This window comes from Caulifigura coniformis, assembly GCF_007745175.1.
GTDB classification, from domain to species: domain Bacteria; phylum Planctomycetota; class Planctomycetia; order Planctomycetales; family Planctomycetaceae; genus Caulifigura; species Caulifigura coniformis.
Genome location: NZ_CP036271.1, coordinates 1,898,518 through 1,922,123, shown reverse-complemented (window position 1 = coordinate 1,922,123; position 23,606 = coordinate 1,898,518). Strand labels below are relative to the sequence as shown.

General features: G+C 63.6%; 20 protein-coding genes. 7 read left to right on the top strand and 13 right to left on the bottom strand.

All coding sequences use genetic code 11. From position 1 onward, the window contains the following. Positions 1-22 precede the first annotated feature (22 nt). Positions 23-997: a hypothetical protein gene (locus tag Pan44_RS07590; protein ID WP_145028809.1), complete on the top strand. Its 975-nt coding sequence runs from the start codon at positions 23-25 to the stop codon at positions 995-997. Between the two features lie 26 nt (positions 998-1,023). Here the strand turns inward: Pan44_RS07590 and rfbA are convergent, their stop codons facing one another. Beyond that, a complete protein-coding gene (gene rfbA / locus Pan44_RS07585) occupies positions 1,024-1,914 on the bottom strand; it encodes a glucose-1-phosphate thymidylyltransferase RfbA (protein WP_145028807.1) in 891 nt (296 codons plus the stop codon). Next, positions 1,911-4,304 carry a carboxylesterase family protein gene (locus tag Pan44_RS07580; protein ID WP_145028805.1) on the bottom strand — a complete coding sequence of 798 codons (2,394 nt, stop codon included), beginning with the start codon at positions 4,302-4,304 and terminating at the stop codon, positions 1,911-1,913. The genes rfbA and Pan44_RS07580 overlap by 4 nt, the downstream gene beginning before the upstream one ends. Positions 4,305-4,621: 317 nt before the next feature. Here Pan44_RS07580 and Pan44_RS07575 point away from each other — a divergent pair, with 317 nt between their 5' ends. Together Pan44_RS07575 and Pan44_RS07570 are read left to right on the top strand one after the other, a co-directional pair. Then, positions 4,622-4,831 (top strand): carbon storage regulator, encoded by a 210-nt coding sequence (locus tag Pan44_RS07575; RefSeq protein WP_145028803.1) that lies wholly within the window; start codon positions 4,622-4,624, stop codon positions 4,829-4,831. A 486-nt stretch (positions 4,832-5,317) separates the two neighbouring features. Further along, the gene (locus Pan44_RS07570) at positions 5,318-6,946 is read left to right on the top strand and encodes a hypothetical protein (RefSeq protein ID WP_145028801.1); all 1,629 of its coding nucleotides are present in this window, start codon (positions 5,318-5,320) and stop codon (positions 6,944-6,946) included. Between the two features lie 59 nt (positions 6,947-7,005). Here the strand turns inward: Pan44_RS07570 and Pan44_RS07565 are convergent, their stop codons facing one another. The 5 genes from Pan44_RS07565 to Pan44_RS07545 all read right to left on the bottom strand — a co-directional run bounded on the left by Pan44_RS07565 (position 7,006) and on the right by Pan44_RS07545 (position 12,628). Then, positions 7,006-8,220: an argininosuccinate synthase gene (locus Pan44_RS07565; protein ID WP_145028799.1), complete on the bottom strand. Its 1,215-nt coding sequence runs from the start codon at positions 8,218-8,220 to the stop codon at positions 7,006-7,008. A 118-nt stretch (positions 8,221-8,338) separates the two neighbouring features. Then, positions 8,339-9,805 (bottom strand): alkaline phosphatase D family protein, encoded by a 1,467-nt coding sequence (locus Pan44_RS07560; RefSeq protein ID WP_197453923.1) that lies wholly within the window; start codon positions 9,803-9,805, stop codon positions 8,339-8,341. Between the two features lie 69 nt (positions 9,806-9,874). Then, complete coding sequence (gene leuD, locus Pan44_RS07555; protein WP_145028797.1) at positions 9,875-10,465, bottom strand: 3-isopropylmalate dehydratase small subunit; 591 nt, start codon at positions 10,463-10,465, stop codon at positions 9,875-9,877. A gap of 922 nt (positions 10,466-11,387) precedes the next feature. Continuing rightward, positions 11,388-11,840: a GNAT family N-acetyltransferase gene (locus tag Pan44_RS07550; protein ID WP_197453922.1), complete on the bottom strand. Its 453-nt coding sequence runs from the start codon at positions 11,838-11,840 to the stop codon at positions 11,388-11,390. Then, on the bottom strand, positions 11,837-12,628 hold the full coding sequence (locus Pan44_RS07545; protein WP_145028793.1) for a PhzF family phenazine biosynthesis protein: 792 nt from the start codon (positions 12,626-12,628) through the stop codon (positions 11,837-11,839). The genes Pan44_RS07550 and Pan44_RS07545 overlap by 4 nt, the downstream gene beginning before the upstream one ends. A 467-nt stretch (positions 12,629-13,095) precedes the next feature. Here Pan44_RS07545 and Pan44_RS07540 point away from each other — a divergent pair, with 467 nt between their 5' ends. Beyond that, complete coding sequence (locus Pan44_RS07540) at positions 13,096-13,653, top strand: DinB family protein (RefSeq protein ID WP_145028791.1); 558 nt, start codon at positions 13,096-13,098, stop codon at positions 13,651-13,653. Positions 13,654-13,736: 83 nt separating this feature from the next. Here the strand turns inward: Pan44_RS07540 and Pan44_RS07535 are convergent, their stop codons facing one another. After that, the gene (locus Pan44_RS07535) at positions 13,737-14,189 is read right to left on the bottom strand and encodes a hypothetical protein (RefSeq protein WP_145028789.1); all 453 of its coding nucleotides are present in this window, start codon (positions 14,187-14,189) and stop codon (positions 13,737-13,739) included. Positions 14,190-14,317: 128 nt separating this feature from the next. Further along, positions 14,318-15,349, bottom strand: a complete 1,032-nt coding sequence (locus Pan44_RS07530; protein ID WP_145034941.1) for a DUF1559 domain-containing protein — start codon at positions 15,347-15,349, stop codon at positions 14,318-14,320. Between the two features lie 521 nt (positions 15,350-15,870). Here Pan44_RS07530 and Pan44_RS07525 point away from each other — a divergent pair. After that, positions 15,871-17,106 carry a cell surface protein gene (locus Pan44_RS07525; RefSeq protein WP_145028787.1) on the top strand — a complete coding sequence of 412 codons (1,236 nt, stop codon included), beginning with the start codon at positions 15,871-15,873 and terminating at the stop codon, positions 17,104-17,106. A gap of 47 nt (positions 17,107-17,153) precedes the next feature. On the opposite strand, the gene Pan44_RS07520 is transcribed toward Pan44_RS07525, so the two are convergent. From Pan44_RS07520 to Pan44_RS07505, 4 genes are all read right to left on the bottom strand, one after another. Continuing rightward, entirely contained in the window at positions 17,154-17,978 is an 825-nt protein-coding gene (locus Pan44_RS07520) for a phosphatidylinositol-specific phospholipase C/glycerophosphodiester phosphodiesterase family protein (protein WP_145028785.1), read from the bottom strand. Between the two features lie 113 nt (positions 17,979-18,091). Next, positions 18,092-19,165, bottom strand: coding sequence for a prenyltransferase/squalene oxidase repeat-containing protein (locus Pan44_RS07515; RefSeq protein WP_145028783.1), 1,074 nt, complete (start codon positions 19,163-19,165; stop codon positions 18,092-18,094). 197 nt (positions 19,166-19,362) lie between these two features. Further along, complete coding sequence (locus Pan44_RS07510) at positions 19,363-19,932, bottom strand: glycosyltransferase family protein (RefSeq protein WP_145028781.1); 570 nt, start codon at positions 19,930-19,932, stop codon at positions 19,363-19,365. Further along, positions 19,932-20,222 carry a hypothetical protein gene (locus Pan44_RS07505; protein ID WP_145028779.1) on the bottom strand — a complete coding sequence of 97 codons (291 nt, stop codon included), beginning with the start codon at positions 20,220-20,222 and terminating at the stop codon, positions 19,932-19,934. Before Pan44_RS07505 ends, Pan44_RS07510 begins: the two co-directional genes overlap by 1 nt. Positions 20,223-20,577: 355 nt before the next feature. Between Pan44_RS07505 and Pan44_RS07500 the strand changes: the two genes are divergently transcribed. Next, positions 20,578-22,224 carry a DUF1549 domain-containing protein gene (locus Pan44_RS07500; protein ID WP_145028777.1) on the top strand — a complete coding sequence of 549 codons (1,647 nt, stop codon included), beginning with the start codon at positions 20,578-20,580 and terminating at the stop codon, positions 22,222-22,224. A 68-nt stretch (positions 22,225-22,292) separates the two neighbouring features. Further along, complete coding sequence (locus Pan44_RS07495) at positions 22,293-23,564, top strand: DUF1501 domain-containing protein (RefSeq protein ID WP_145028775.1); 1,272 nt, start codon at positions 22,293-22,295, stop codon at positions 23,562-23,564. Positions 23,565-23,606 lie beyond the last annotated feature (42 nt).

Sequence of the window (23,606 nt, the reverse complement as noted above, 5' to 3'; positions counted from 1 at the left end):
CTGAATTCAGGATGGTTCCTCCGTGACAAGCCACCTGCGGCCAATTCTTTGCCTGGCGCTGTTCTCCGCTGCGGGAGGGATGTTGCTCGCCACATCGGCCCGGGCGACGGCTGGAGACACCGAGACCGCCCGCCTTGCCAAAGAGTTGACCGATCTTGTCGAGGCGCGGCGAGAATCGATTTCCACGCTGGAGATCGTCGCCGATCTGGTGTCCTCGCCTCGGCAGCTTCTTCCCAATACTCCCCTGCAGATCCACGCCATCCTCGATCGATATGTCAGCAGCGCCCGATCCGACAGCGATCGCCAATTGATGTACGGGGAATTCTTCCGGCCAGACCCGCAGCGTCAGAAACCACTCGCAAAACAGGTGAGGATTGTTCAGGACGGCCCGCGAAGCTCCACGCTGCAGGGTGGAGTGCGCTCGGTCACCGATGACCGCGCTTCCATTCTGGTGAGCCCGCGCGAGCCGGGGGTGCTGCAGGTCCAACTGTGGAAGCCGGGGAAAGCAACGAGCCGGCTGACGAGTCGCTCCGATTTTTCCTGGGAGCTCGATTGCCCCTGGCTCATTCCAACCCGGCCATACGACATCGTCAGCGATGACGGGGGACAGCTGGTCCTGTCGTGGAAGGACGGTCGTGCAACACACCGCATGGACGTCTCGGTGGCCGACGGCATCCTGAACCACAGGATGTTTGCGGACGACGACAAACGCTCCTTGATCCTGCAAGTCGGCCGTATCAGTGCGCCGGAAGGGATTCCCTTCCCGGCAGTGGTCTGCCACTGCTTCTATCAGCACGGAAGTCTGCGAATGGTCGACCTTTATGTTCCGACGTCGATCAGAGTGAATCAGCCGGTCGATCCAGAGGAATTTCGGATTGCCGTCCCTGCGAAGACGGTGATTATTGATGATGGGGCCGAGGCGACAAGAATCGAACTGCCGGGCGATATCGACGACCTGGTCGACTTCGCCCTCATGAACGGGATCCATCAGGACTGATCAGATCCTGTGCCGTCGCTGCACGATCAGCCGCCGGCCGGCAGGCCCAGCAGGTATTGCCCATAGCTGCTGTTCTTCATCGCCGTGCCCAGCGCGACGAGCTGTTCGGTGTCGATGGAGCCCATCCGCCAGGCGATCTCTTCCGGACAGGCGATCTTGAGCCCCTGCCGCTGCTCCAGCACGCTGACGAACTGCGTCGCTTCGTGCAGAGAGTCGTGTGTTCCCGTGTCGAGCCAGGCGCTGCCCCGTCCAAGCGCCTCAACCTGGAGCTGCCCGCGCTCCATGTAGACGCGGTTCACATCCGTGATCTCCAGTTCACCCCGCGCGCTCGGTTTGATCTGACGCGCAATCTCCACGACCTGCTCATCGTAGAAATAGAGGCCGGTGACGGCGAAGTGGGATTTCGGCTCGCGAGGTTTCTCTTCGATGCTGACGGCCCGCCCGCTGGCATCAAGTTCGACAACGCCATATCGCTGAGGATCGCGAACGTGATAGGCGAACACCGTCGCGCCCACGGTCCGCGCGCTCGCTGTCTGAAGGCTCTGCGACATCTGATGTCCGTAGAAGATGTTGTCCCCCAGGATCAGGCAGCTCGGGCGGTCCCTGACGAACTCGGCGCCGATCAGGAATGCCTGGGCGAGTCCCTCCGGTTTCGGCTGAGGTGCGTATTCGAACCGCATGCCCCACTGTCTGCCGTCGCCCAGCAGCTGCGCAAATAAAGGCAGGTCGTGAGGCGTGCTGATGATCAGCACCTCGCGAATTCTCGCCAGCATCAGCGTCGACAGCGGGTAGTACACCATCGGCTTGTCGTAGATCGGCAGCAGCTGTTTGCTGACGACCATCGTCGCCGGATGCAGGCGCGTTCCACTGCCGCCGGCAAGGATGATTCCGCGGCGTGCGTCTCCGGCGGTGCTCACAGGTCGACCTTTGCCCAGAACAGTTGTTGCCGATCGCCACGAATGCGGAAGTCTTCCAGCAACGCGGCAGGGTCGGGCTCGACGAGCGCGTTGATCGCTGACGACTGCTGGCGGTTCAGGTGGACTTTCAGCCGCTTCTCGAAGTCAAAGAAGGATGGAGCCAGCCAGATCTCGGCGGACGCCTTTGCTCGCGACGCGGGAACCGTCACGTACATGGTGTTCTCGAGGCCGATGTTCCCGGTGAACTTCATCGGCTGGGCGTTTTGCTCGCGTGGCCGGCTCCAGTTGATCGGTTCGGACAGCTTCGCCGGCAACTCTTTGGCCGTGACCCAGAAGAAGTGCTTGTTTGTCGGCCGGAGAACACTGACCTCCCAGTCGTCGCGAATCTCGCGTAGCGACTTGCGGCGGTGCGTGTCCATCCAGTCGAACAGCCGCGGCAGCTCTTCGTGATAGCTTTCGAATCCTCGCGCCTTGTATTCGCAGTAGGTGACGTCGGACCGATGCCGAATCGCCATGCTGTTGATGCTCGCCAGGCTCCGCCCGAGAGCTTCCGGATCCTGCGTACCGCCCGGCAGGTGTCGCTCGCCGGTGACGATGTACCACGGAAAATACGAACCATTGGCCGCGAGGAATCGCGGGTAACGATCCATCCGGCCGACGAACGGAGCTGCGCCGGCAAACACGTCCGGGTGTGCGAGCGCGATGTCGAATGTTGCATCTCCTCCCAGCTGGTGTCCGCCAATGAACACCCTGTCGGAGTCGATCGAGAACTTTTTTCGCGCATCGGTCAGCGCCGCCATGACGCGGCGATGCGCCGGGATGTCGTAGTCGTATTCCTGTGTTTCCGGCGCCGCGAACTCCGGAGCAATCACGATGTAGCCGCGGGTCATTGCCGCGCCGGGGGCTTCGGCCGTTCCCGCCCACCAGCGGAGCGTCTCTTCCAGCGTCATTCCCGAACGCCGCAGGGCGACGATTGCGGGATAACGGTGAGCCGGGTTGTATTCCGCCGGAAGGGTCACGGCGTACTCGACCTGAAGATTGTCCTCGATCGGGAATGAGTACCTCCGCGGAACGCCGGGCATCGGAAGATTCTGCTCCAGGACATGCGGCAGCAGCGGAATCATTTCTGCCAGACGCTCGATGGTGACCCCTTCCAGCTTCTTGAGTTCGGCCAGGTGGCCCTCGCGCAGGAGCGGGTTGTCGCCGCTACGGAGGTATTCGAGCACGAGGAACCGGGCGTTCCACAGGTTCACCGCGACCTGCAGGTTGTCGTCCGCATAGGAAGGGCCGACGACCCAGCCCGAGTATGCCAGTGCCAGCTTCTGCGCGGCACTCAGGTCCTTGTCGAGCCGGGCGCGCAGGAAAGGCGCGAGCCGCGGCAGCGATTCGACATGGAGTTCCGACAGGAGCTGGGGGCGCAGCGGCCGAAGCAACGCCGCTTCCTCGTTTGTCAGCTCGGCCTCGTACTGTTCGAGCAGTAACTGGATCTGGCCGCCGTTCTCGCGCGCAACGTCATACTCGTTGAGGATGTCCCGACACTGGAGGAGCGAGTCGGCCGGGACGTCTTCCGTGAGGGCCTTGGTGGCAATGAGGTAGGCCAGCTGGTGCTGGCCAGCCTTGCGCCTCCTCTGCACTTCGTTGATGGCCGCCCGGTACTTCTGTTCGGTGATGAGGGGAAGCTGCGGCGCTCCCCACTCCTTCAGTTCGGGATGCTCCTGGATAAGGACGTTCAATTCGCGACGGGCTTCGTCGTAGCGGCGGGCGTCCAGGTACAGGCCGATGATCGCCTTCCGATCATCCACCTTGTTGCCATCCGACGCCCTTTTCAGGAGCGACTGCAGCACGTCGTCGGGAAGCAGCCGGGTGTCGAGCCCCGTCGTCCATTCGTAGTTGATTCCGGTCACTTCGACGTAATCAGGGCGGATCCGGGTGATCTCCTGGTGGATCTCGACTGGCCCCCTGGACAGTTGCAGCGTGATCTTCCGTCGCCCGTACTCATCAAACGGGGTTGCCGTCGATGATCCGATGACGTCCGGCCCTTTCGGTCGGGATCGGATCGTCCGCGGCAGCGTGAACTCCGCCACGCGCGAGAGGTCCAGCCGCGGTTCGACCTGAGTGAGTCGCGACGGGACGAAATACCGTCGCACGCCGTCATCGACGACCCACCAGGGCTCCGGGAGCTGTCCCTTGATTCCCGCGCGGACGGTGCGTTGGTCCAGGCCATGCACCGCGTCGGCCTTCCCCTCGACGACGATGCCACTCTGCAGGGTCGCCAGATCGGCCACCGCGAGGCGCACCATCAGCACCGCCGCCAGCGGAAAAACTGCTACGGCGAGCCATTTCGTACGTCGGTTCCGGTCGCGAGCCGGTTGGGGTGAACGCGAATCCATCGGGCGCCCTTAGGGCCAGGGGGCAGTCACTTCGGGTTCCATCGTCACATTTTCCCTCACGGAGCAGGGAAATCCGAGCCCGGAACTCCGTCAACGACGGGACTTTCGACAGGAGAACTCAAATTGCCCAAAAAATGGACAGCGCAAAAAGGAGGCAACTCCCGAGCGTGACGATCACTTTACCACGGGGTTGTCGCCTGCTATCGTTCTGATGACGTGTTCAAGCTGACGACATGTTGGCCGTGATGAGGCCGACGTTGATTTGGCACGTTGCCCGGGTTTACTCCGCAGAGCCTTGATCGGAAGGGATTGGTGTCATGCTCGTACTTTCTCGGAAGCCCGGTGAGCGAATCCTCATCGGCGACAATGTGGCCATCACGGTCGTCCGCATCGGTCCCAACTCAGTCCGCCTGGGCATCGATGCTCCGCGCGACATGAACATCGTGCGTGAAGAACTCTGTCAGGGTGGAGGAACCGCCGTGACAGTGGGGCATGGGATCGAAATCGAAGTTCCGCTTCCCAGCTGAAGGCACCGTCGCCACGCGATCGTCGCCGATCAGGTCTCCGGAGTTGGAATCACGAAAACCGCGCCCTTGGCGCGGTTTTGTTTTTGGGATCAAGTCTGGCGGAGCATCCAGCCGGGTGTTCCTTCTCACGTCGACAGGCCGGGTTCTGCGACGGGCCTCCGCTTCTTGTTTCCGACCTCTGGGGCGAGGGCGGCAGTTCCAAGAATGCTGCCGTCGTGATGCCTTTCCGCAGCGTGAGTGGACTTCCCGCAACACGCTCGGCGCTTCTTTGGCGGCACGTCGGTGGTCGAGATTCCGCCGAGGCGGAGAGATGGGGCGCTCTGGGCGCCAGTTTGCCCCTGAAGACTGGCACAACCGTCACGGTCGGACTGATCGTCGACATTCTTACGCTGCGGGGGGCCGAATGCCTGCGGGGCGCATGTCGCTTGCTGAATCCACTCATGCAGGCCGTCCTCAACAGTTTTCACGAGTGGAGCGAAGATCAAGATGTCGGACATCACGACGGCTGAGATCCGAAGCAGGATTGCAAACCTCCAGGCAGAGCTGCACACGCTCTCTCTCCAACTAGTGGGGCCTGACGTCGACGAGCAGCCTGGGCCGGTTGCGAGTCGGGAGGCCCTCCGCGCGGCCGTTGTGAGTCCAAAGGCCCCCGATGCTGCGCCGGATCACGCCCGCTCGCGTCGCACTCTTCACGATCTGATGTGGCAGGGGCGCTGGAGCCTCGCGTTCCATCTGGCTCGCGCACTGGAAGTGCAGAATGTCCCCGGGAATGAGTTTCATTCGTCACTCATCCGTGCTTGGACCCTTGCGTCCCAGGCGGACTGCCAGCGCGATCACGAGGCCCGCCAGCTGATTCAGGTCGTTCTCGACGAGGCAGAACAGCACGGCCGCGACGCCCTCGCCCGGCAGATGTTCTCCTGGGCAACGATCATCGTCCTGTTGAGGTCGATCGCCCCTTCCGAAGTCCGGGCGTTCGCCAATCGCTTCGCTGTCCCTCAGGAACTGCCCGCGACGTCGGCCTGGTGGAATCAGTACGTCGAAACGCTTGCAGAGTCTCCGCGGCCAGGGGCGCGGTGGATTCGAAGGCCGGAACGCAACGCCGCCGCAGAAGAACTCGACCACCTCATGCTGGCCGCGCCTTTCGAACCGGTGCGTCTTGCCGCCAGTTGCCTCATCATGTCCATCCGGTGCGCGATGCGGCATGTGCAGATTGTCAGCCGGGCCGATGAACGGCTCGTCCTCAATGCGGAGCTGAATCGCGCGACGCGGATTCGGTTCACCGACAACGGGACGGCCGCTGCCAGCGCCAGTGAGATCGAACAGGCCGTCTGCGATCTGGCGGCAAGGGCGCCGGGAAGTCGCGTCTGGAACATCGATGAGACCGCCGGTGAGCCCCCGGCGGCGGAACTGATCGAGCCTTCGACGGATCGCGCCGACGTGCCATTGAACTCTGCCGATGACGCGGAAGCGAAGGCGGAGCCTTCGGACGAAAGTGCGTTGCACAAGCTCAAACGCGCAGCGGCACGCGAGCGACTCGAACGCTATGTTCAGCGCCTGGAATCGCGAGGGAACTTCGTCGCGGGGAACGCGGCATCAGATGAAGTGAAGCCCACAGCGAGCCTCGATGAAGTCTCATCAACTCCGGAGCCGAAATCGGAAGACGTGCCGCGTGAGCCGAAACTGATTGCGTTTGTCAGGCAGGTCGAGTCCGCGTCATCTGCAGCGACGGGCGCCGAACCACAGCAGGCGGCAGTCAAGAACACGGAACTGCCGGCGGGTTTCGATACCGACGCGCGGGCGATGCGCAGTGACGACCGGCGCGGGATTCATGAAGCGGCTGTGGCCACGGCTTTCGGAGTGGAAGGGGGATGGGCCGGTTCGCGTCCCGCGACAGTCGCAGGACGGCCGGCCGACGCGGGGTCGATCTGGGGGGCGTTTTTCAATGCCCAGGCGGTGATTGTCGCGGGATTGCTGATCATCGCGGGTGCGGTTGTCGCCGGCCTCGGGACGGGGTTGACGGCGCGGACGCTCGGCGACGCCGACGTGCGGAAGGAGCAGCCGGCCCGTGAGGGTTCGACGGCTGACGACGTTGGCGATTTCCAGGTGGCTCGGTAAGGGGTTCCACAAAAAAGCCCCCGGCCGAAAACGGCCGGGGGCTTTTTCGATGAGTCCACTCAGTAGGGCCGCTTGCGGCTGTTGCCCTGGACGCGAAGCGGAAGCCCCATGATCCGGAGGAAGCCTTCCGCATCAGTCTGGTTGTAGCTGCCGCCGCCTTCCATCGTGGCGATCGCCTCGTCGTACAGGCTGTTGGGCGACTTGCGGCTCGTCGGACGGACGTTGCCCTTGTAGAGGCCGAGCGTGACTTCGCCGGTCACCGGCTTCTGCGTTTCCCGCATGAAGGCCATAAGGGCGTCCATCTTCGCGCAGTACCAGAAGCCGTAGTAGACCATCTCGGCGACTTCCGGCGACATGCGGTCGCGGAGGTGAACGAGGTCGCGATCGAGAGTGAGCTGCTCCAGCGCCAGGTGGGCCGAATAGAGGCACGTCATGCCGGGGGATTCATAGACGCCGCGGCTCTTCATGCCGACGAAGCGGTTTTCGACCATATCGATGCGGCCGACACCATTCCGGCCGCCGATTTCGTTCAGCGTTTTCAGGAGGCTGTAGGCATCAAGCTTCTTGCCGTTGATTGAGACGGGGACGCCGTGCTCGAAGCCGACAGTCACGTACTCTTCCTTGTCGGGAGCTTCCTGCGGGGAGACGGTCATACCGAAGTCGATGATCGGAATGCCGTCGACGGCGGGATCTTCAAGCTTGCCGGCTTCGTAGCTGATGTGGAGGCAGTTTTCGTCGCTCGAGTAGGGCTTCGCGACGGAGGCCTTCACCGGGATGTTCTTCGCCGCGCAGTACTCGAGCATCGCGGTGCGGCCCGGGAACTTCGAGCGGTAGCTCTCCATCCGCCAGGGGGCGATGATCCGGAGCTCGGGTTCGAGGGCTTCGGCGGCGAGCTGGAAGCGGCACTGATCGTTGCCTTTTCCGGTGGCGCCGTGGACGAAGGCCGTGGCGCCGACCTCGCGGGCCCGCTGGAGGCAGACCTTCGAAATCAGGGGGCGGGCGATCGATGTTCCGAGGAGGTAGATCGATTCGTACTTTGCCTGCCACTGCAGGACGGGGAAGGCAAAGTCGCGGCAGAGTTCTTCCTTGGCGTCGACAGCGATCGACGACGCCGCGCCGATCTTCGTGGCCTTCTCGAGGGCCGCGGGGATGTCTTCGCAGGGCTGGCCCAGGTCGACGTAGACGCAGTGAACCTCGTAGCCCTCATCGAGAAGCCAGCCGACGAGGACCGAGGTATCAAGACCGCCGCTGTAGGCGAGGACGACTTTTTCCATTTGGGGGATTGGGTAGTGGGTGGTTGGTAGTGGGTAGGCAGTAGGAATCTTCGTGTCCGGGCGGTGGGCGTCAACAATCAGACCGCAAATCCGAGGGGGCGGTTCACCCGGCCGGTCATCAGGCTGCGGGCGGACTGAATTCGTACACCACCTGGCCGGCGACGTCGTGGTGGCGGAAGGTGATCGGCGGAACCTTGCTGCCGGGCGTGATGGAGACGGAGAGGAAGCCGCCTTTGACGCGGTGGAAGCGGTGCCAGGTCTTGTCTTCGCCGGGGGTGCCGCCGGCGTGCTCATCGCTGGCGGGGCCGGCGGAGAATTCGTGGAGGCCGGACTGCGGATGGACGGAGTGATACTGCCAGTGTCGGTCGCCGCAGATGACGAAGAAGTTGTCGGGGACATTGGCCTTCAGCCAGGCGCGGAGTTCGTCCCCTTCGTAGTGGAAGCCTTCGTTGGCGTGGTTGTCGTTCTTCTTCGGGCGATCGGGGCCGACGAGCGGCGTGGGGCTGACGAGCACCTTCCAATCGGCCGTGCTCTCCTTCACCGTCTTCTGGAACCAGGCTTTCTGTTCAGCGCCCCAGATGGTTTTCTCCGGGCCGTCTTTCCTGTTGTTGGGTGAGCGGAAGTCGCGGCCGTCGGTGAACCAGAGCTGCAGATGCGGCCCCCAGCGGAACGTGCGATAGGAAGGACCGTCGCCCCACGGTGATTGCTGGCGAAAGAGATCCTGACCGGTTTCAAAAGTGAGCTGGCCAGCTTTCGTTCCTGGCCAGGAATCGTTCTTGAGCGTGTCGTGGTCGTCCTTGAGCCAGTAGGCGCCGAAGTGGCGGTTGAACTCACGGAGCCGGGGGAGGCTGAACATCCGCTCCCAGTGGTAGCGAGCGAGCCGCGGCGTGACGGCGGTGGGAGGGTCGTTGTCGTAGTAGACGAGGTCTCCGGTGAGAACGGCGAAGTTTGGGTTCTGGTCGTGCATCGCCGGGTAGACCGGGTGTCCATCCGGATGGCCGCGGTCGTGATAACCCTGGCAGGTCATGACGCAGAACGTGACCGGAGACGTTTCCGGATTGGTTGTCGGGGCGGTCTGAAAAATCCCGCGGAGTTCGACGACCGGTGTTGGCGGGTCGTCTCCTGCGGCAGCCCCTTCGACGATGTAATTGTACTCGCGGCCGGGAGTCAGATCCTGAAGGTCGAAGTGATGAATGCCATCGGACTCGGTCGAGACCGGGACCCATTCGGTCGACTTCCAGGTCTGCGGCGCGTCATGGCTGGAGTAGCGAACTCGGACCCGGCCGTTCGCCGGCGGACAGGCCCCCTGCAGCAGGTCGACTTCCGCATCGGGAGGCGCTGGCAGCGTGTCAGGCTTTTTGCGGCTGGCCTGTTCGAACTGGCCGTTGCCGGGAGCGCGGTCGGCGGCGCTGGTCAGCCGCACCCAGACTCGGGCCGAGGAGGGGGTCATCTCGCCGACGCGGCAGCCGGTGGCAAAGCCGATGCTCGGCGTTTGGGCAGCGTGAAGTGATCCGCCGAATACGACCGGGACCGATGCGGCGGAGAGACTCGTTACAAAATCACGACGCGAGAGGCGCTCCAGCATGGCGCGATACTCCGAAGTGGCGAGTTTTCCGTCGTGGCACGCAGCAGGAGGCTCACGCCCCCTGCTCGCCTATTTTGCGAACTGCATGTAGGGGATTTCTTTGGCCGTCTTGTCGACATCGGCGGCGCGGTCGAGAAGCTGGCCGAGGAAATCCCACTGTCCCGTCACGAGGGAGTCTTTCACCGCGGCCGGCATTTCGACCGGAACCGTGAGGGTGCCGCATTTCAGCGTGAGCGAGTTGAGGTCGAGGACGCAGTCGGTCGTCGGTTCGGCGCGGATGGCGGCGGCGAGTTTTTCGAGATTCTCGCGGCTGGCGCGGACGGCCGGGATGCCGAGGGAGTTGCAGTTGCCGAAGAAGATCTCGGCGTAGGACTCGGCGACGATGGCCTTGATGCCCCAGCGCATGAGCGACTGGGGGGCGTGTTCGCGGCTCGAACCGCAGCCGAAGTTGCGGCCGGCGATGAGGATGCTGGCGCCCTGGAAGCGGGCGTCGTTGAAGGGGTGCTGCGGGTCCTGCTTGCGGTCGTCTTCGAAGGCGTACTGGCCGAGGCCGTCGAAGGTGACGCAGCGGAGGTAGCGGGCGGGGATGATGCGATCGGTGTCGATGTCATCCAGCACAAGGGGAATGGCACGTCCGCGGATGGAATCAATTTTCTGCATGGGAGACCTGAGAGCGTGCCCGCGGGCTGGCGGGCGTCTTCGAATTCGAATCGGGAATTGTCGCGAGGATCTGGGGTGGCCGCAACGGAATGGGGCCGGGTGAGGGGGAAAGTTGTGTCTGCGGCTGCGGATTTTCGGGCCCCCGCAGACGGGGCGGACGGGCCTGGCGCTGTGGCGGAAGGCAACCCAACCAAGACGTTCACGGGTGAGGGGGCGGGCCGTTCTTGTTGCCTTTTCTCTGCGCGGGGATTCCGTCCGGGAATGGGGCTGCGGCGGTTGCACGGGGATTGTGAGACGGCGTGATGGAGGGGGAGATCGTCGGCGCGGACGTGGGGACTTCCCCGCCGTGCGGAGGTCGTCAGTGGACGAACGGAGAATTGGGAGCGGGAATGTGCGGGTTTGGGCCCCTCATCCGGCCTTCGGCCACCTTCTCCCCGCAGGGGGGCGGGAGTTGGGTGGGGAGAGTGGTGGCGGGGAGAAGGAGCGCGCGGGGGGCTCGGGGCATATCGGGCTCGGCAACGCTTTGCACTGGCTGCGAGCAGCCAGTGGCACCGGGTGTTTGTGAAGATGAGGAGTGCGCGCAGGAGGTGCGTGTGTACTGAGGTCGGCTCTGGTTTGGGCGTCTGCATTTTTGTCCTCCATCCCTACGGGGGAGGTTGCGCGGCGGCCGGGGCGCGATTTGCGTGGAATGGGATTGGGTTTGAACAGGAGGGAACGGAGAAGGGCATGTCCCCAACCTTCGGGGGCGCGTTTGATTGAGTGGTGGAACAGAAGGTAAGGAAGTGAAGGAAGAGGAAGGGGGGGGATTTGGCCCCCTCATCCGGCCTGTCGGCCACCTTCTCCCCGCTGGAGAGGGGGAGTTCAGTGGCGGATTCGATGGCGGGGAGAAGGATCCGCGGGGAGCTGTATTCCCGCTGGCGGGTTATGGGCTGGCGGGGGCGTGCGTGGCGGTGATGAGGGAGCCGGTCTGCATCCAGCAGTAGTCGGCGTTCGCCTGTTCGAAGCCGAACTTCTGGTAGAGCGGGACGAGGTTCGGCTTGCACCAGAGGCCGATCGACTGGACGCGGGACAGGTCGGGGTCGCGGGTGACGGCTTCCATCAGCTGTTTCCCGACGCCCTGGCCCTGCCAGTCGTCCTCCACCATGACGTCGTGGAGCATGCCACGGAAGACGAAGTCGGTCATGACGCGACAGAATGCGACCAGACGGCCGGTGTCCTGGTCGATGAGCGCGTAGACCCTGCTGGAGTGGACGAGCATCGTCCGGATGTCTTCGAGTGCCCGGCCCTGGGACCACCATTGCTTCCCGTAAAGCCGGTGCAGTTGCTCGAGTTGCGATTCGTCGATCGTGTGGACAAGCGACAGGGACGGATTCACAGCAATTCTCCCCGCAGCACGGTCACGGCCGATCCGCTCAATTCAACGCGGTCTCCGTCGACGCAAACGCCGACCGTGCCGCCACGGCGGGACGCCTGGTAGCCGGTGAGGTCGGTTTTTCCGAGCCGGGCCGCCCAGAAGGGGCCGAGGCAGCAGTGGGCCGATCCGGTGACGGGGTCTTCATCGATGCCGACGCGGGGGGCGAAGAAGCGGGAGACGAAATCGATGCGGGGATCATCGGACGGGGCGGTGACGATGACTCCGCGCGTGGTGACCTCGCGCAGGCGACGCATGTCAGGTCGCAGAACGGCAAGGGCCGCGGCGTCCCGGAGGAGGACGAGGTCGTCCCATTGCGAGCGGCCGGCCCATTCGGCCGTGGTTCCGAGCGCCTCGAGCAGTTCGGGCCTGGGGGAGACCTGTTCGGAAAGAACGGCGGGGAAGTCCATGGTGATCTGTTCACCGCGGCGGACGCAGGTGAGCAGGCCGCTTCGGGTGTGGAAGCGGAGCGCACGGTCGGATGGAACGGCGGCTTCGGTCCAGAGGGCGTGGGCGGAAGCGAGGGTGGCGTGGCCACAGAGGTCGACCTCGACCTCCGGAGTGAACCAGCGGAGGGAGTAACCGTCTTCCCGGGGACGGACAAAGGCGGTTTCCGCGAGATTCATCTCGGCGGCGACGTTCTGCATCCAGGCGTCGTCGACGTCGCGATCGAGCAGGCAGACGGCGGCGGGGTTGCCGGTGAACGGTCGATCGGCGAAAGCGTCGATCTGGAAGCAGGGGGTGAGAGGCATGTGAACTAGAAGGGGGCTGGGGCGTGTCATGAATGATGACCGAGGCGTGACACAGACGGGAGCGAACAGGTTCTGTGCGGAGACGGTGTGGTTGGACGCTCCTGTGTGGGCTTGAAAAGGGAACAGAAGGAAAGGAAGGAAAGGAAGATCAGGGGGAGTGGAGATTGGTACAGGAGAAGTCGAGGATCGGAGAGGGGCCCAGGGCGTCGGAGGAGGAACCACGGAAGGGACGGAAAGAAGAGGAATTGTCGGTGCAAGAGCGTGTTCCGTCTCGACCGTGGTCGTTCGATGTGGGCGCGGCCGCCTGAGAATCGAGGTCAGTATGGATCGACACGATCCCACGGATGGTCGTTTCGTCGAGGAAGAGGTTCGTCCTGATCTGTGTGATCCATCCGATCTTTTGTTCCTTTGCACGTCGATGTTGGGGATGCGAAGGACAACAGTCCGCTTTTTGCGAGGAGAATCGAATGACTGGAGCTGATGTCGTCCGGCGGTTGCAGGTTCATCGAGTGTGGGTGAACCGAAACCTGATGCGGGTCGTGAAGAGTCTCGGCGAGGAACAGTTACGTCGTCCGCTGGCCATCGGGCAGGGCTCGGTGTGGCGGAGCCTGCTGCACATGTACGCGGCGGAGTCCGTGTGGCTGGAGGCTTTGCTGGGGAATCCCTCCGCGGTCGCTCCGGGCGATCTGCCAGGGAAACTTCCTGGGAATCAGGAGGGAGAAGGGGCGATTGCGTCGCTGGACGAACTGGAGCAGCGGTGGGAGGAACTGACAGGACGCTGGGAGCAGTGGGACCGCGAACTGACTGACGCCGGGCTGGATGAAACGGTGGCCAAAGTGAGCACCAGCACGGGGGCGGGGCAGCGATTCCTGCACACCAAGTCGGACGTGGTGCTGCATCTGTGCATGCATGGCCATTACACCGCGGCTCAGGTGGTGAACATGCTTCGGCAGCTGGGGGCAGCGCTGCCGGAGACGATGCTGATCATGCTGTCGCGGATCGAGCAGGGTCTGGGACGCGCGTAGCTGTGGCCGAGGGCGGGGTGCGGGGCCAAACGCGAAACACCCCGGCTGCTGGAGCAGCCGGGGTGCGGGGATTGCCGATCGGGTCACTTTTTGATGTCGATGTCGATCTTGTTCTCGCCCTTCTTGATTTCAAAGGACAGCCCGCTGGTGGCGGTTTCGCGGTACTTCTTCGGGATGTCGGTTTTGATGGGCCGGGCCTTGTACTTTTCCGGGTGTGCCATGACCTCTTCGGCGGAGGCGGTTTCCGAATCGTTGGCCGGGGCGGGGGGGTGGACCATTACGCGATAGGAACCGATCGGCATGTTGCCTTCGTTCCAGGTGTTGACCGTGTAGTTGCCTTCAGCGTCGGTGAGTCCAAAGGCGAGGTAACCGGCCTTGGGTTCCATGAACACGGCCGAGCTTCCTGCGGGCAGGGGTTCGCCATCCATGGTGAGCCTGCCGGTGATCGTGCCGGTGGGGCCGTAGTCGAAATCTCCGCCGCAGCCGGTCAGCAGGAGAGCGGCCGAGGCGATGGCGAGCGTCAGCATACGAGTCATGTCAGCCTCTTTCTCCACGCTGCGGTGGAGCGTGACAGGTTGAATGAGCGGGTCCGTTGCAACGACCTGTCGCGACGATGGAGTTTCAACAGGTCGTTGCACTCCGAGTCTTCACAGGCTTCGGCGTGTCAGAATTCGCCGACCGGCTGTCCGTCGTCGCGGGTGGCAATTTTCTTGAGCGTTTCGAGGTGCATGTTCTCGGTGATGAACCGGACGGAGCCATCGCCGAGGCCGACGAACACCCCGCCGGTGTGGGAGGAGTTCAACGGGTTGTTGTGCCCGAGGTTACTCCCCATGCCGGGGAAGTTCTGGTTGGCAAAGGGGGTCTGGTTCGGGCGGTAGCGGATCGTGACGATGTTGAAGCAGCGGTCGTCGTTCTCGGTGTTGCCCGGATCGAGGGTGGGGGGGACGCCGCGGACGCGGGTTCCCATGAGCCAGCCGTGGCTGGTTCCGGAGGGGGTCACAAACGAGAAGGTGCCGTCGAGCCGGATGAGCTTTCCGGACATTTCGCCGAACACCATGGTGTTGGACGAGCCGTCGGTGCAGTCGCGGAGGTTGACGGGGCGGTTGGGGAGCATCATTCCACCGCCGGAAAGGATGCTCGGTCCGCCGCCGCCTTCGGTGACGGTGGTGACGCGGGGTTCCGTGAAGTCGACGGGATCGGCGGCTCCGGAGATGCCGGCGTAATGGGCCTGCACTTCAAAGGAATCCGACGTTCGTTCGGGGCCGGTTCCAGACGGACAACGCATCACGGGAATGATTCCCGCGGCGAGAACGAATGGGCGATTCAGCTTGCCGGCGCTGGTGGCAGGGCCTTCGTTGACATAGCCGGGAGACAGTCCGTTCCAGGTGAGCTGATTGAAGAGTGCAGCCTGTTCGAAATAGGGAAGGAGCGGGCCCCAGAAACTCGGTCCGAAGGAACTGCTGTTTCCTCCGCTTCGCGGGGTGGCGGCGTGCATGCAGCCGGGGACGAAGGCGTTGTAGACGTCGTGATAGTTATGGACGGCCAGCATCAACTGCTTGAGGTTGTTGCGGCACTGTGTTCTGCGAGCGGCTTCGCGGGCCTGCTGGACGGCAGGAAGGAGAAGGGCGATGAGGATCGCGATAATGGCGATCACGACCAGGAGCTCGATCAGAGTGAAGCCGATACGGCGTTTCATGACTCACCTCGACGGAATGGGAAGCAAACGTTCGCGGCCAGCAGGAACCGCGGGAATAAGTCAGCTCAAGCATTCAGCCGTCGGCCCGACGAGCCCTTTGGAGGGGCCCGCGCGACGACGCAACAAGTCACGTGATTCAGTCCGCTTCAAGTCAGCAATCAGGCGATCCAGCGATGTGGGGCGAGTGCGCGTTGCGCAGGCTCGCAGGACCGCTTCCAGTGTACCGCCGGTTTCCAGATGTCGACCCTGAGTATGTCGATTGGCAGGGGGTGTGGGCAACCGGAGATTGCGCACCTCGGCTCTGATTTCGCGAAGTGGCGCGACAGGCCGGCTCTGGAAACCGGATCGGCCGGGAGTGGGACTTCTCCAGGCCCGAGGTTCCGGGGCGAGTTGGCGGACGGGCGGTCGAGGTTGATCGATGGTTGCGGGTTTGGCCGGGCCTGCTTTCAATGAGGGGCGGGGCAGTGAGTCCCGACCGCATTTTCCGTCCGCGCGCAGGCGCATTGCGAAAGCCCAGTTCCATGGCCAGTTCGAAAAAAGCGATCACGACGACCACGCCTGTTCCGGCCACCGAGGTGGCTCCGACCAATCTGGGGACGGCTCCGATTCAGAAGTATCTCGATCGGGCGCTGGGCGTGCTGGAGCGGTTCGGCATCAGCGCGGGGGGAGATGTTCCGCAGGAACTGGTGCGGCTTCTGGATGAGGTGAAGTATGTCGACGAGCCCCGGGCGATCGCGATCGGTTCGACGATCCAGCACATGAGCAAGTTCAACGCGCTGGTCCGGGAGAATGTGGAGAACATCACAGTCGGCAACCGGTATCTGGACATCACGCAGATGTTCGATTCGGTCCGGGAGGATTCGAAGACGCTGATCTCGCAGCTGGATGACGGCCGGATCAGCATGGGGGAGAAGGCGCAGAACCTGTGGATGCGGATGCGTCGGGGGACGCCTTCGGCCCGGTTCGAGAAGATCGTGGAGGTGTACCAGGACGTGTCGAAGGACACAAAGGACCAGCTGGATCGCGAACAGGCGATCATGGACGCGTACATCGACTTCCGGTTTGCGCTGAAGGAAGCGGAAGTTCAGTCGCGGGAGATGGTGGACAAGCATGCGCCGATGCTCGAGGCGGCGAAAAAGAACCTGGCGGATGCGCAGGCCGTCGTGGATGCGGCGGCGGACAAGAGCGAGACCGATCGTTCGCGTCTGGAGCTGGCGCGCGATGAGGCGCGGCACGCGTATGAGAAAGAGGACCGGACGTATCAGCTGCTCAAGGACATCACCGAGAACCTGTCGGTGGGCTATGACGTGGGGGAGACGCTGATCGCCAAGCTGAAGCAGACGCACGATGTGAAGGACCGCGTCTACCGGAGGGCGGTCACCTTCTTCACGACGAACGAGCACGTGTTCACGATCCTGGGGACGGTGTACACGTCGCAACATGGCCTGCACGAAGTGACGCAGGCGACCGAGGCGATGAAGGAAGGGGTGAACAAGGGGCTGGAAGACGTCTCCGAACTCGGCCGGGAGCTGGAGCGGGCGGCGCTGAAAGCGGGTTATGGCTCGACGATCAATCCGGCGTCGGTGCAGAAGCTGGTGGACGCGATCGCCGGCTTCCAGATTGATTCGCTGCAGATGATCGCCGACCTCCGGAAGGAGAGCGAGGAGAACACGAAAGAGGTTCGCCGCGTGGTGGAACAGGGGAAGAAGAAGTTCCAGGAAACGCTGGCGCGGTTCGCTCGCGAGGGGCGTGCGTAGGAGTTGGCGTTGGCGAGCGCAAAGCCCACGGGTTGCGACCTGTGGGCTTATTTTGTTTGCAGGAAGGTTTGGAGGGCGGGGAGTTTGTCGGTGCCGATGAGGTCGACTTCGGCGTCGGTGAGCTCTTTCCAGAATTCGGGTTTCTCGGGTGTCGCCCAGAAGCGGACTTTGCGGTTCTGCTGGCGGGCTTTCTGTACGTAGGCGCGGAGCTGTTCGCGCTCGGCCTGGGGCATGAGGCCTTCCCCCTTCCAGCGGAACGGGGTGGAGGATCCGTTGTCGCCCCAGCGGCTGCTGATCCAGGGCATGAGGTCGGGGGACGTGGGGGGTGAGTTCCGGAGGTCGCCGGGGCGGCCGTCGATTCCGGCGTAGCGGACGGTTTGCCGGCGCATGGTTTCGATGGGGCGGTTGCCGCTGATGACGATGGTGACCGGGCCGGGCTGGAAGACTCCGTGGCGTGTGACGGAGAGGATGTCGGCGTACTGCGCGAGGAGGGCGTCGATCGCGGTGTAGGTCGTTTCGGCATCGGATTTGATGTCGACGAGGAGCGTGAACGGGGCATCCTTCGCGAGCACGAAGCCGTTGTTGGACTGGATGCGGGCGCGAAGCGGCTTGAGGTAGAGCGATTCGAGTGTGCGATCGGGTTTGACGTCCTTGAGGTCGTGGGCGACGAGGAGGCCGTGGGGGGTGAGGTAGACGTCGGCCTCGACGTTCAGGAAGCCGTGGGCGAGCGCATCAAGCAGCGGGCGGGGATGTTCGTAGTCATTGTGGGCGTGGGCCCGAGGGAGAGGCGGGGCCTGTGCGGGCTCGGCGGCGCGGGAGGAGCCCGGGGCGATGAAGGCGAGGGCCGTAATCAGGATCGTGAGCGTGCGCATGAAAAGATCCCCGGGGAAATGCTTCCGCGGGGATCGTAGGGGGTTTGGAGGCGGTTTTTCAGTTCCAGCGCGGGTCAAGCACTCCGGCTGCTCCAACGCAGCCGGAGTGCGAGTTACTTCTCACACTGCGAGAGAGCGAAGAGGGCGTAGGCGGTGACGAGGTTGGGATCGCCTTCCTGCCAGCGGTCGCTTTGCCTGTTGGTCCAGCTGCCGTTGGGGGCCTGTTCGGAGATGAGGTGGCTGGCGAGTTCCTGTTTCCAGTCGTGGCTGGTCCCCTTGTCGTCCTCGAGGGTTTCGAGGTTGGCGGCATTCAGGGCGCGGGCGAAGAGGTAGTAGTAGTAATAGATGCCGTTGGCCCCCATGCCGGGATTCTCCTTCAGGGTGTAGTGCTTCCTGATCCAGGAGAGGGCCGCTTTCACGCGCGGGTCGTCCTTTGAGAGGCCGGCGTAGAGCATGCTTTTGAATCCGGCGTAGGTCATGCTTCCGTAGGAGCGGAGGCCGCTGTCGGCATCGGTCTCGGAGTTGACGGGGGTGTACTGGAAGCCGCCGTCGTTGACCTTGGCGGCCTCGGGGTCGGGGTTGTCGGGGCCGGCGAGGTTCTGGCAGCGTGAGAGGAACTTGATAGAGGCCTGGACGGCCGGGTCGCTGGAGCTGATGCCGGCGACCTCGAAGGCTTCGAGGAAGAAGTGGGTGTTGGAAAGATCAGGGCGGCTTTTGCCGGCGTTGTATCCGGCGCCGCCGAAGTTGGCGTCCGTTTCGGCGGTTCCGCGGGCCTCGTTGAACTGCACGGTGCGGAGGAACTTGATGGCGTTCTGGATCGCGGCGTCGTACTTGCCGTCCTTGTTGGCGGCCGAGAGGGCGAGAACGGCAATGGAGGTTTCGTAGGCGGAGATGCGGCTGTTGGGGGCACCGATGCTGCCATCGGGCTGGACGGCCTTCGCAAGGAGAGCGAGTGCCTTGGCGACGGCGGGGTCGTCGGCGGGAACGCCGGAACTGAGGAGGGCGTGGGCGACGAGGCCGGTAACGCCGGTCATCTGGGTGGACGACCAGCCGCCGTCGTCGCGCTGGGTAGTCTTCAGGAAGGCGATGCCTTTGTCGCGGGCGGCCTTGATGTCGGGTTTGTCGGCGGCCTGGCTGGTCGCCGGGGCGAGCAGTGCCAGCGCGGCGAAGAGGAGGGCGAATCGCATGGCGGGATTCCTGACGAGGGCGTTCGAGTGACGAGCCGGGTTCGGCGGACGAGCGGGGCGGAAGTTGCCGCCCCCCTGATTCTGATGCCGGGAGACGATTGGACCAGCCGGTCCCGTGGCGGGAAAGCCAGAGGGCGCGGTCAATTCTTCGCCGGTGCGGACAATTCGCCGCCGTCGAGTGTCGGGGCGGTCAGCGCTCAGGAGCGGCGCTTGAGGACGATGAAGTACCCGTCGGTTTCATCGGGAACGAGCTCCCATTTGTCGGGGGAGGTCTGGAGTTCGCGGACCTGATCGGGGGAGCGGATCCTGCTGTAGGGGTGCCGCGTATCGATCACGATGTAGTCGGTATCGTCGGGGACCTTCTCTTCGTACCCGGCGACTTTCCGCGCGTAGTCGCTGTAGTCGTAGGAACGATCGAAGTGCGTGTAGCGGGGGTGGACGAAATCGGTCGACGCAACGCGTGACGCGGGGGGGATGAGTTCGGCGATTTTCGCGAACTGCGTGGGGCGGTCACCAGGAACGTAGAGGGTTCGCCAGTAGCTGGTGCGTCCCGCGTCCCAGAATGTGAGCGATGCGGGGTGGATGCTGAAGACGAGACCGGTCGCAAGCGCGGAGGCGAGGGCGAACGCAGCGCGGCGCGGGGCGCGGGTTTCGGGGGGCGGAAGCAGAGTCGCAGGGAGGTCGGCGGGCGGAGGGGCGGTTTGCGGATTCTCCGGCCGCGGGAGCGGGCTGCGATCAGTCGGGTTCTTTTTGCCGCGGCGGGCCATCAGACGTGGAGGTCGTCACCGGGCATGGGCTGGTCGCCGACGACGAGCTGATGGTTTTTCCAGAGTCGGTAGAAACCGAAGGAGAAGCCGGTGAGGAGCGTGGCCGGCATCGAGAGCATGAAGAGGATGCTGTACATGTAGGCCTGCGGGCGGCGGTTCTCTTCTTCGCAGTCCTGCTTCGATTCGTTGGCGAGCTTGCAGAGGGGGCAGGCCGAGGCCGATTGCGTGGCCGACAGCACGAGTGCGAGGGCGGTTGCGGCGGCGAGGCGGCGAAGCGTCAGAACAGGCATTGTCCAACTCCGAGACGACGACGAGGATTGTAAGCCGAAATCGGCTGGGAGCGAAGAGAAACAGGAATCGTCGGCAGAAACATCGTCACGACTGACGGGGTTTCAGGAGCCAGAGAGGCAGGCTGTGCGGTTCGGCCGCGGGCTGGGACGGAATTCCGCTGAATTCAGGGTGAAAGATCGCGAACATCGCCCTCAGGGGGGCGGTAGAATAAGTGAGAAGAAATTGTTGCAAATACTGCGGTCACGCATACTTCTGCCCGCACGTTGGATTGCGTGCGGGGTGAACGCGGCCGTCCCAGGGCGGGGGAGGCCGGCGACGGAATCTGACGTGGACGTTCCGGGGAGGTCCTTTTCCATGAATCTGGTGCGGTTCCTTGCGCTGAGCATGGTGTCGACGGTGCTCTGCTTTTCCGTTGCCGAGGCGGCGGACGGCAAGTCGGATCGGCCTGTGCGCGGAGGCGACCCGGTCGTCGACGAGATCAACAAGTACCTGCGGCAGGGGTGGACGGATAACGAGGTGGAGCCGAGTCCGGAGGCGGACGACTCGGAGTGGCTCCGTCGGGTTTACCTGGATGTGGTCGGGCATATCCCGGAGTCGGGGACGGTCGAAAAGTTTCTGTCCGAGAAGAACTCGGGCAAACGTCGGGAGCTGGTTTCGGAACTCGTGGAAGACCCGCGTTTCGTGCGTCACATGACGACGGTGTGGGCGAACGTGCTGATTGGCCGCAATGCGCCGGACCGGACGAGCCGGGAGGGGCTGGAGAAGTTCCTGCGGGAGAGCTTCGCGAAGAACCGTCCGTGGAATGAGATCGTTTACGACCTGCTGACGGCCGAAGGGCACTTCGAGCAGAACGGCGCGGTGAACTTCATCCTGGGGCAGTTGACGGGGAATCCGAACCGCGACGACTACGCGGTGGAGGCGACGGCCAAGGCGACGAAGATCTTCCTGGGCATGCAGGTGCAGTGCACGCAGTGCCACGACCATCCGTTCAACGACTGGAAGCAGAACCAGTTCTGGGAGTTCAACAGTTTTCTCCGGCAGGTGCGGAGGCGTGACGTCGACAAGTACGACGCGGCTTCGGGCCGGAACGTCGACGACTACTCGGAGCTGGTCCGTCGCGACTACGAAGGTCCGGTCTACTTCGAGACGCGTCAGGGGCTGATGAAGGTGGCTTATCCGAAGTATTTCGACAAAGAGATCGATTCGGGCAAGAAGACGAATCGTCGGCAGCAGCTGGCGGAGGTGATGGCGAAGAGCGATGGCAACCAGCAGGTGGCCCGGGCGTTCGTAAACCGGACCTGGGGACACTTCATGGGTTACGGGTTCACGCGGCCGGTGGACGACATGGGTCCGCACAATCCGCCGAGCCATCCGGAGCTGCTCGACTTCCTGACCGAGGAGTTCGTGAAGAGCAACTACGACGTGCGTCAGCTGGTGAAGTGGATCTGCAACAGCGAGGCGTATCACCTGACGAGTCAGTTCAACCCGAAGAACGAAATCGACAACCCGTCGATCGGCGAGATTCCGCTGTTCAGCCACATGTATGTGAAGGCGCTGACGGTGGAGCAGCTGTACGACTCGCTGATCGTGGCGACGAACGCGGATCAGGCGGGGAAAGGGAGCTACGAGGACGCGCAGCGCCAGAAAGAGGTGTGGCTGCGGGAGTTCATGCGGATCTTCGGCGGGAACGAGGATGACGAGCCGACGCTGTTCAGCGGGACGATTCCTCAGGCGCTGATGCTGATGAACGGAGACCTCACGAAGCAGGCGATTTCGCCCGACAAGGGGGCCTTCCTGACGACGGTGCTGTCGAGCCCGAAGCTGCGGAACGACAACCAGCGCATCCAGGCGCTGTACATCTCGGCCCTGGGGCGGATTCCGAGCCGGGCCGAGTACGCGAAGATCGAGAAAGTGATGCGGCAGGCTCCGAGCCCGATCATGGCTTACCAGGATCTGTACTGGGCGCTGCTGAATTCGAACGAGTTTGTGTTGAACCACTGAATTGCGTCCCACGGGTCGTGGCCCGTGGGCTTCCGGACATACGTCTTCAACGAGTCATGAGGTTTCCCATGCAATTCGCCACTCCTCGCGGGATGTCGCGGCGTCACTTTCTGAATCACATGGCGGTGGGGGGCGCGGCGACGCTGGGGGCCTCTCAGTTCCTGCAGCACCTGCAGGCGAACGCGGCTGAAGTCCAGAAGAACCAGCGGGCGTGCATCCTCGTCTGGCTGGGGGGCGGTGCTCCGACGATCGACATGTGGGATCTGAAGCCCGAGTCGAAGAACGGCGGCGATTTCAAGCCCATCTCGACGAAGGGTGATCTGCAGATCTGCGAGCATCTTCCCGAGATCGCGAAGGTGATGGACAAGATGTCGGTCGTGCGCTCGATGAGCACGCGTGAAGCGGACCACACCCGTGGGACGTACTTCATGCACACGGGATATGTGCCGAATCCGACGGTGGTGCACCCGACGTTCGGTTCGGTGGTGAGCTACGAACTGGGCGCGAAGCGCAAGGACCTGCAGATTCCGGCATTCGTGTCGGTGGGCGGCGGCGGAATGGACCCGGGATTCCTGGGAATGTCGAACGCTCCCTTCGTGGTCGATGCCCAGGGGCGGATCCAGAATGCCGACATGGGCCAGGACGCCGGCCGGCTGGGCCAGCGGCTGACGATGCTCGAAGCGGTCGAAGACAGCTTCATCAACTCGAAGCGTGGCGACAGCGGCAAGGCCCACAAGGACATCTACATCAAGGCCCGCGACCTGATGACCTCGACGCAGATGGAAGCGTTCCGGGTCGATCAGGAGAAGCCAGAAGTTCGCGCGGGGTACGGCAGCACGCCGTTCGGCGACATGCTGGTGATGGCCCGCCGGCTCGTGGAGAAAGGCGTTCCGTTCGTGGAAGTTCGCAACCCGAACGGCTGGGACCTGCACAACGACGTGTTCAACACGCTTCGCCGGACGAACCTGCCGAACCTCGACAAGGGGATCGCCGGGCTGGTGAACGACCTGAAAGCCCGCGGCATGTTCGAGAACACCGTGGTGATCTGCATGGGTGAATTCGGACGGACGCCGCGGATCAACCAGAACACGGGCCGCGACCACTGGGCGCAGAGCTGGTCGGTTCTGGCCGGGGGCGGCGGCCTGATGGGCGGTCGTGCGATCGGCAAGACGGACGCGGATGGCCTGCGGATCGAGAGCGAGAGCTACCTGCCGAGCGACCTGTGGGCGACGGTCGCGCATTCGCTGCGGATTCCGCTCGATACCGTGCACACGTCGAAGAATGGCCGGCCGATGAAGATTGCGAACGGCGGGACGCCGATCAAGGACCTCATTGGCTGAGAGAGGCGTGAACGGCCTGCCGGTTGCACCCGGCGGGACCCC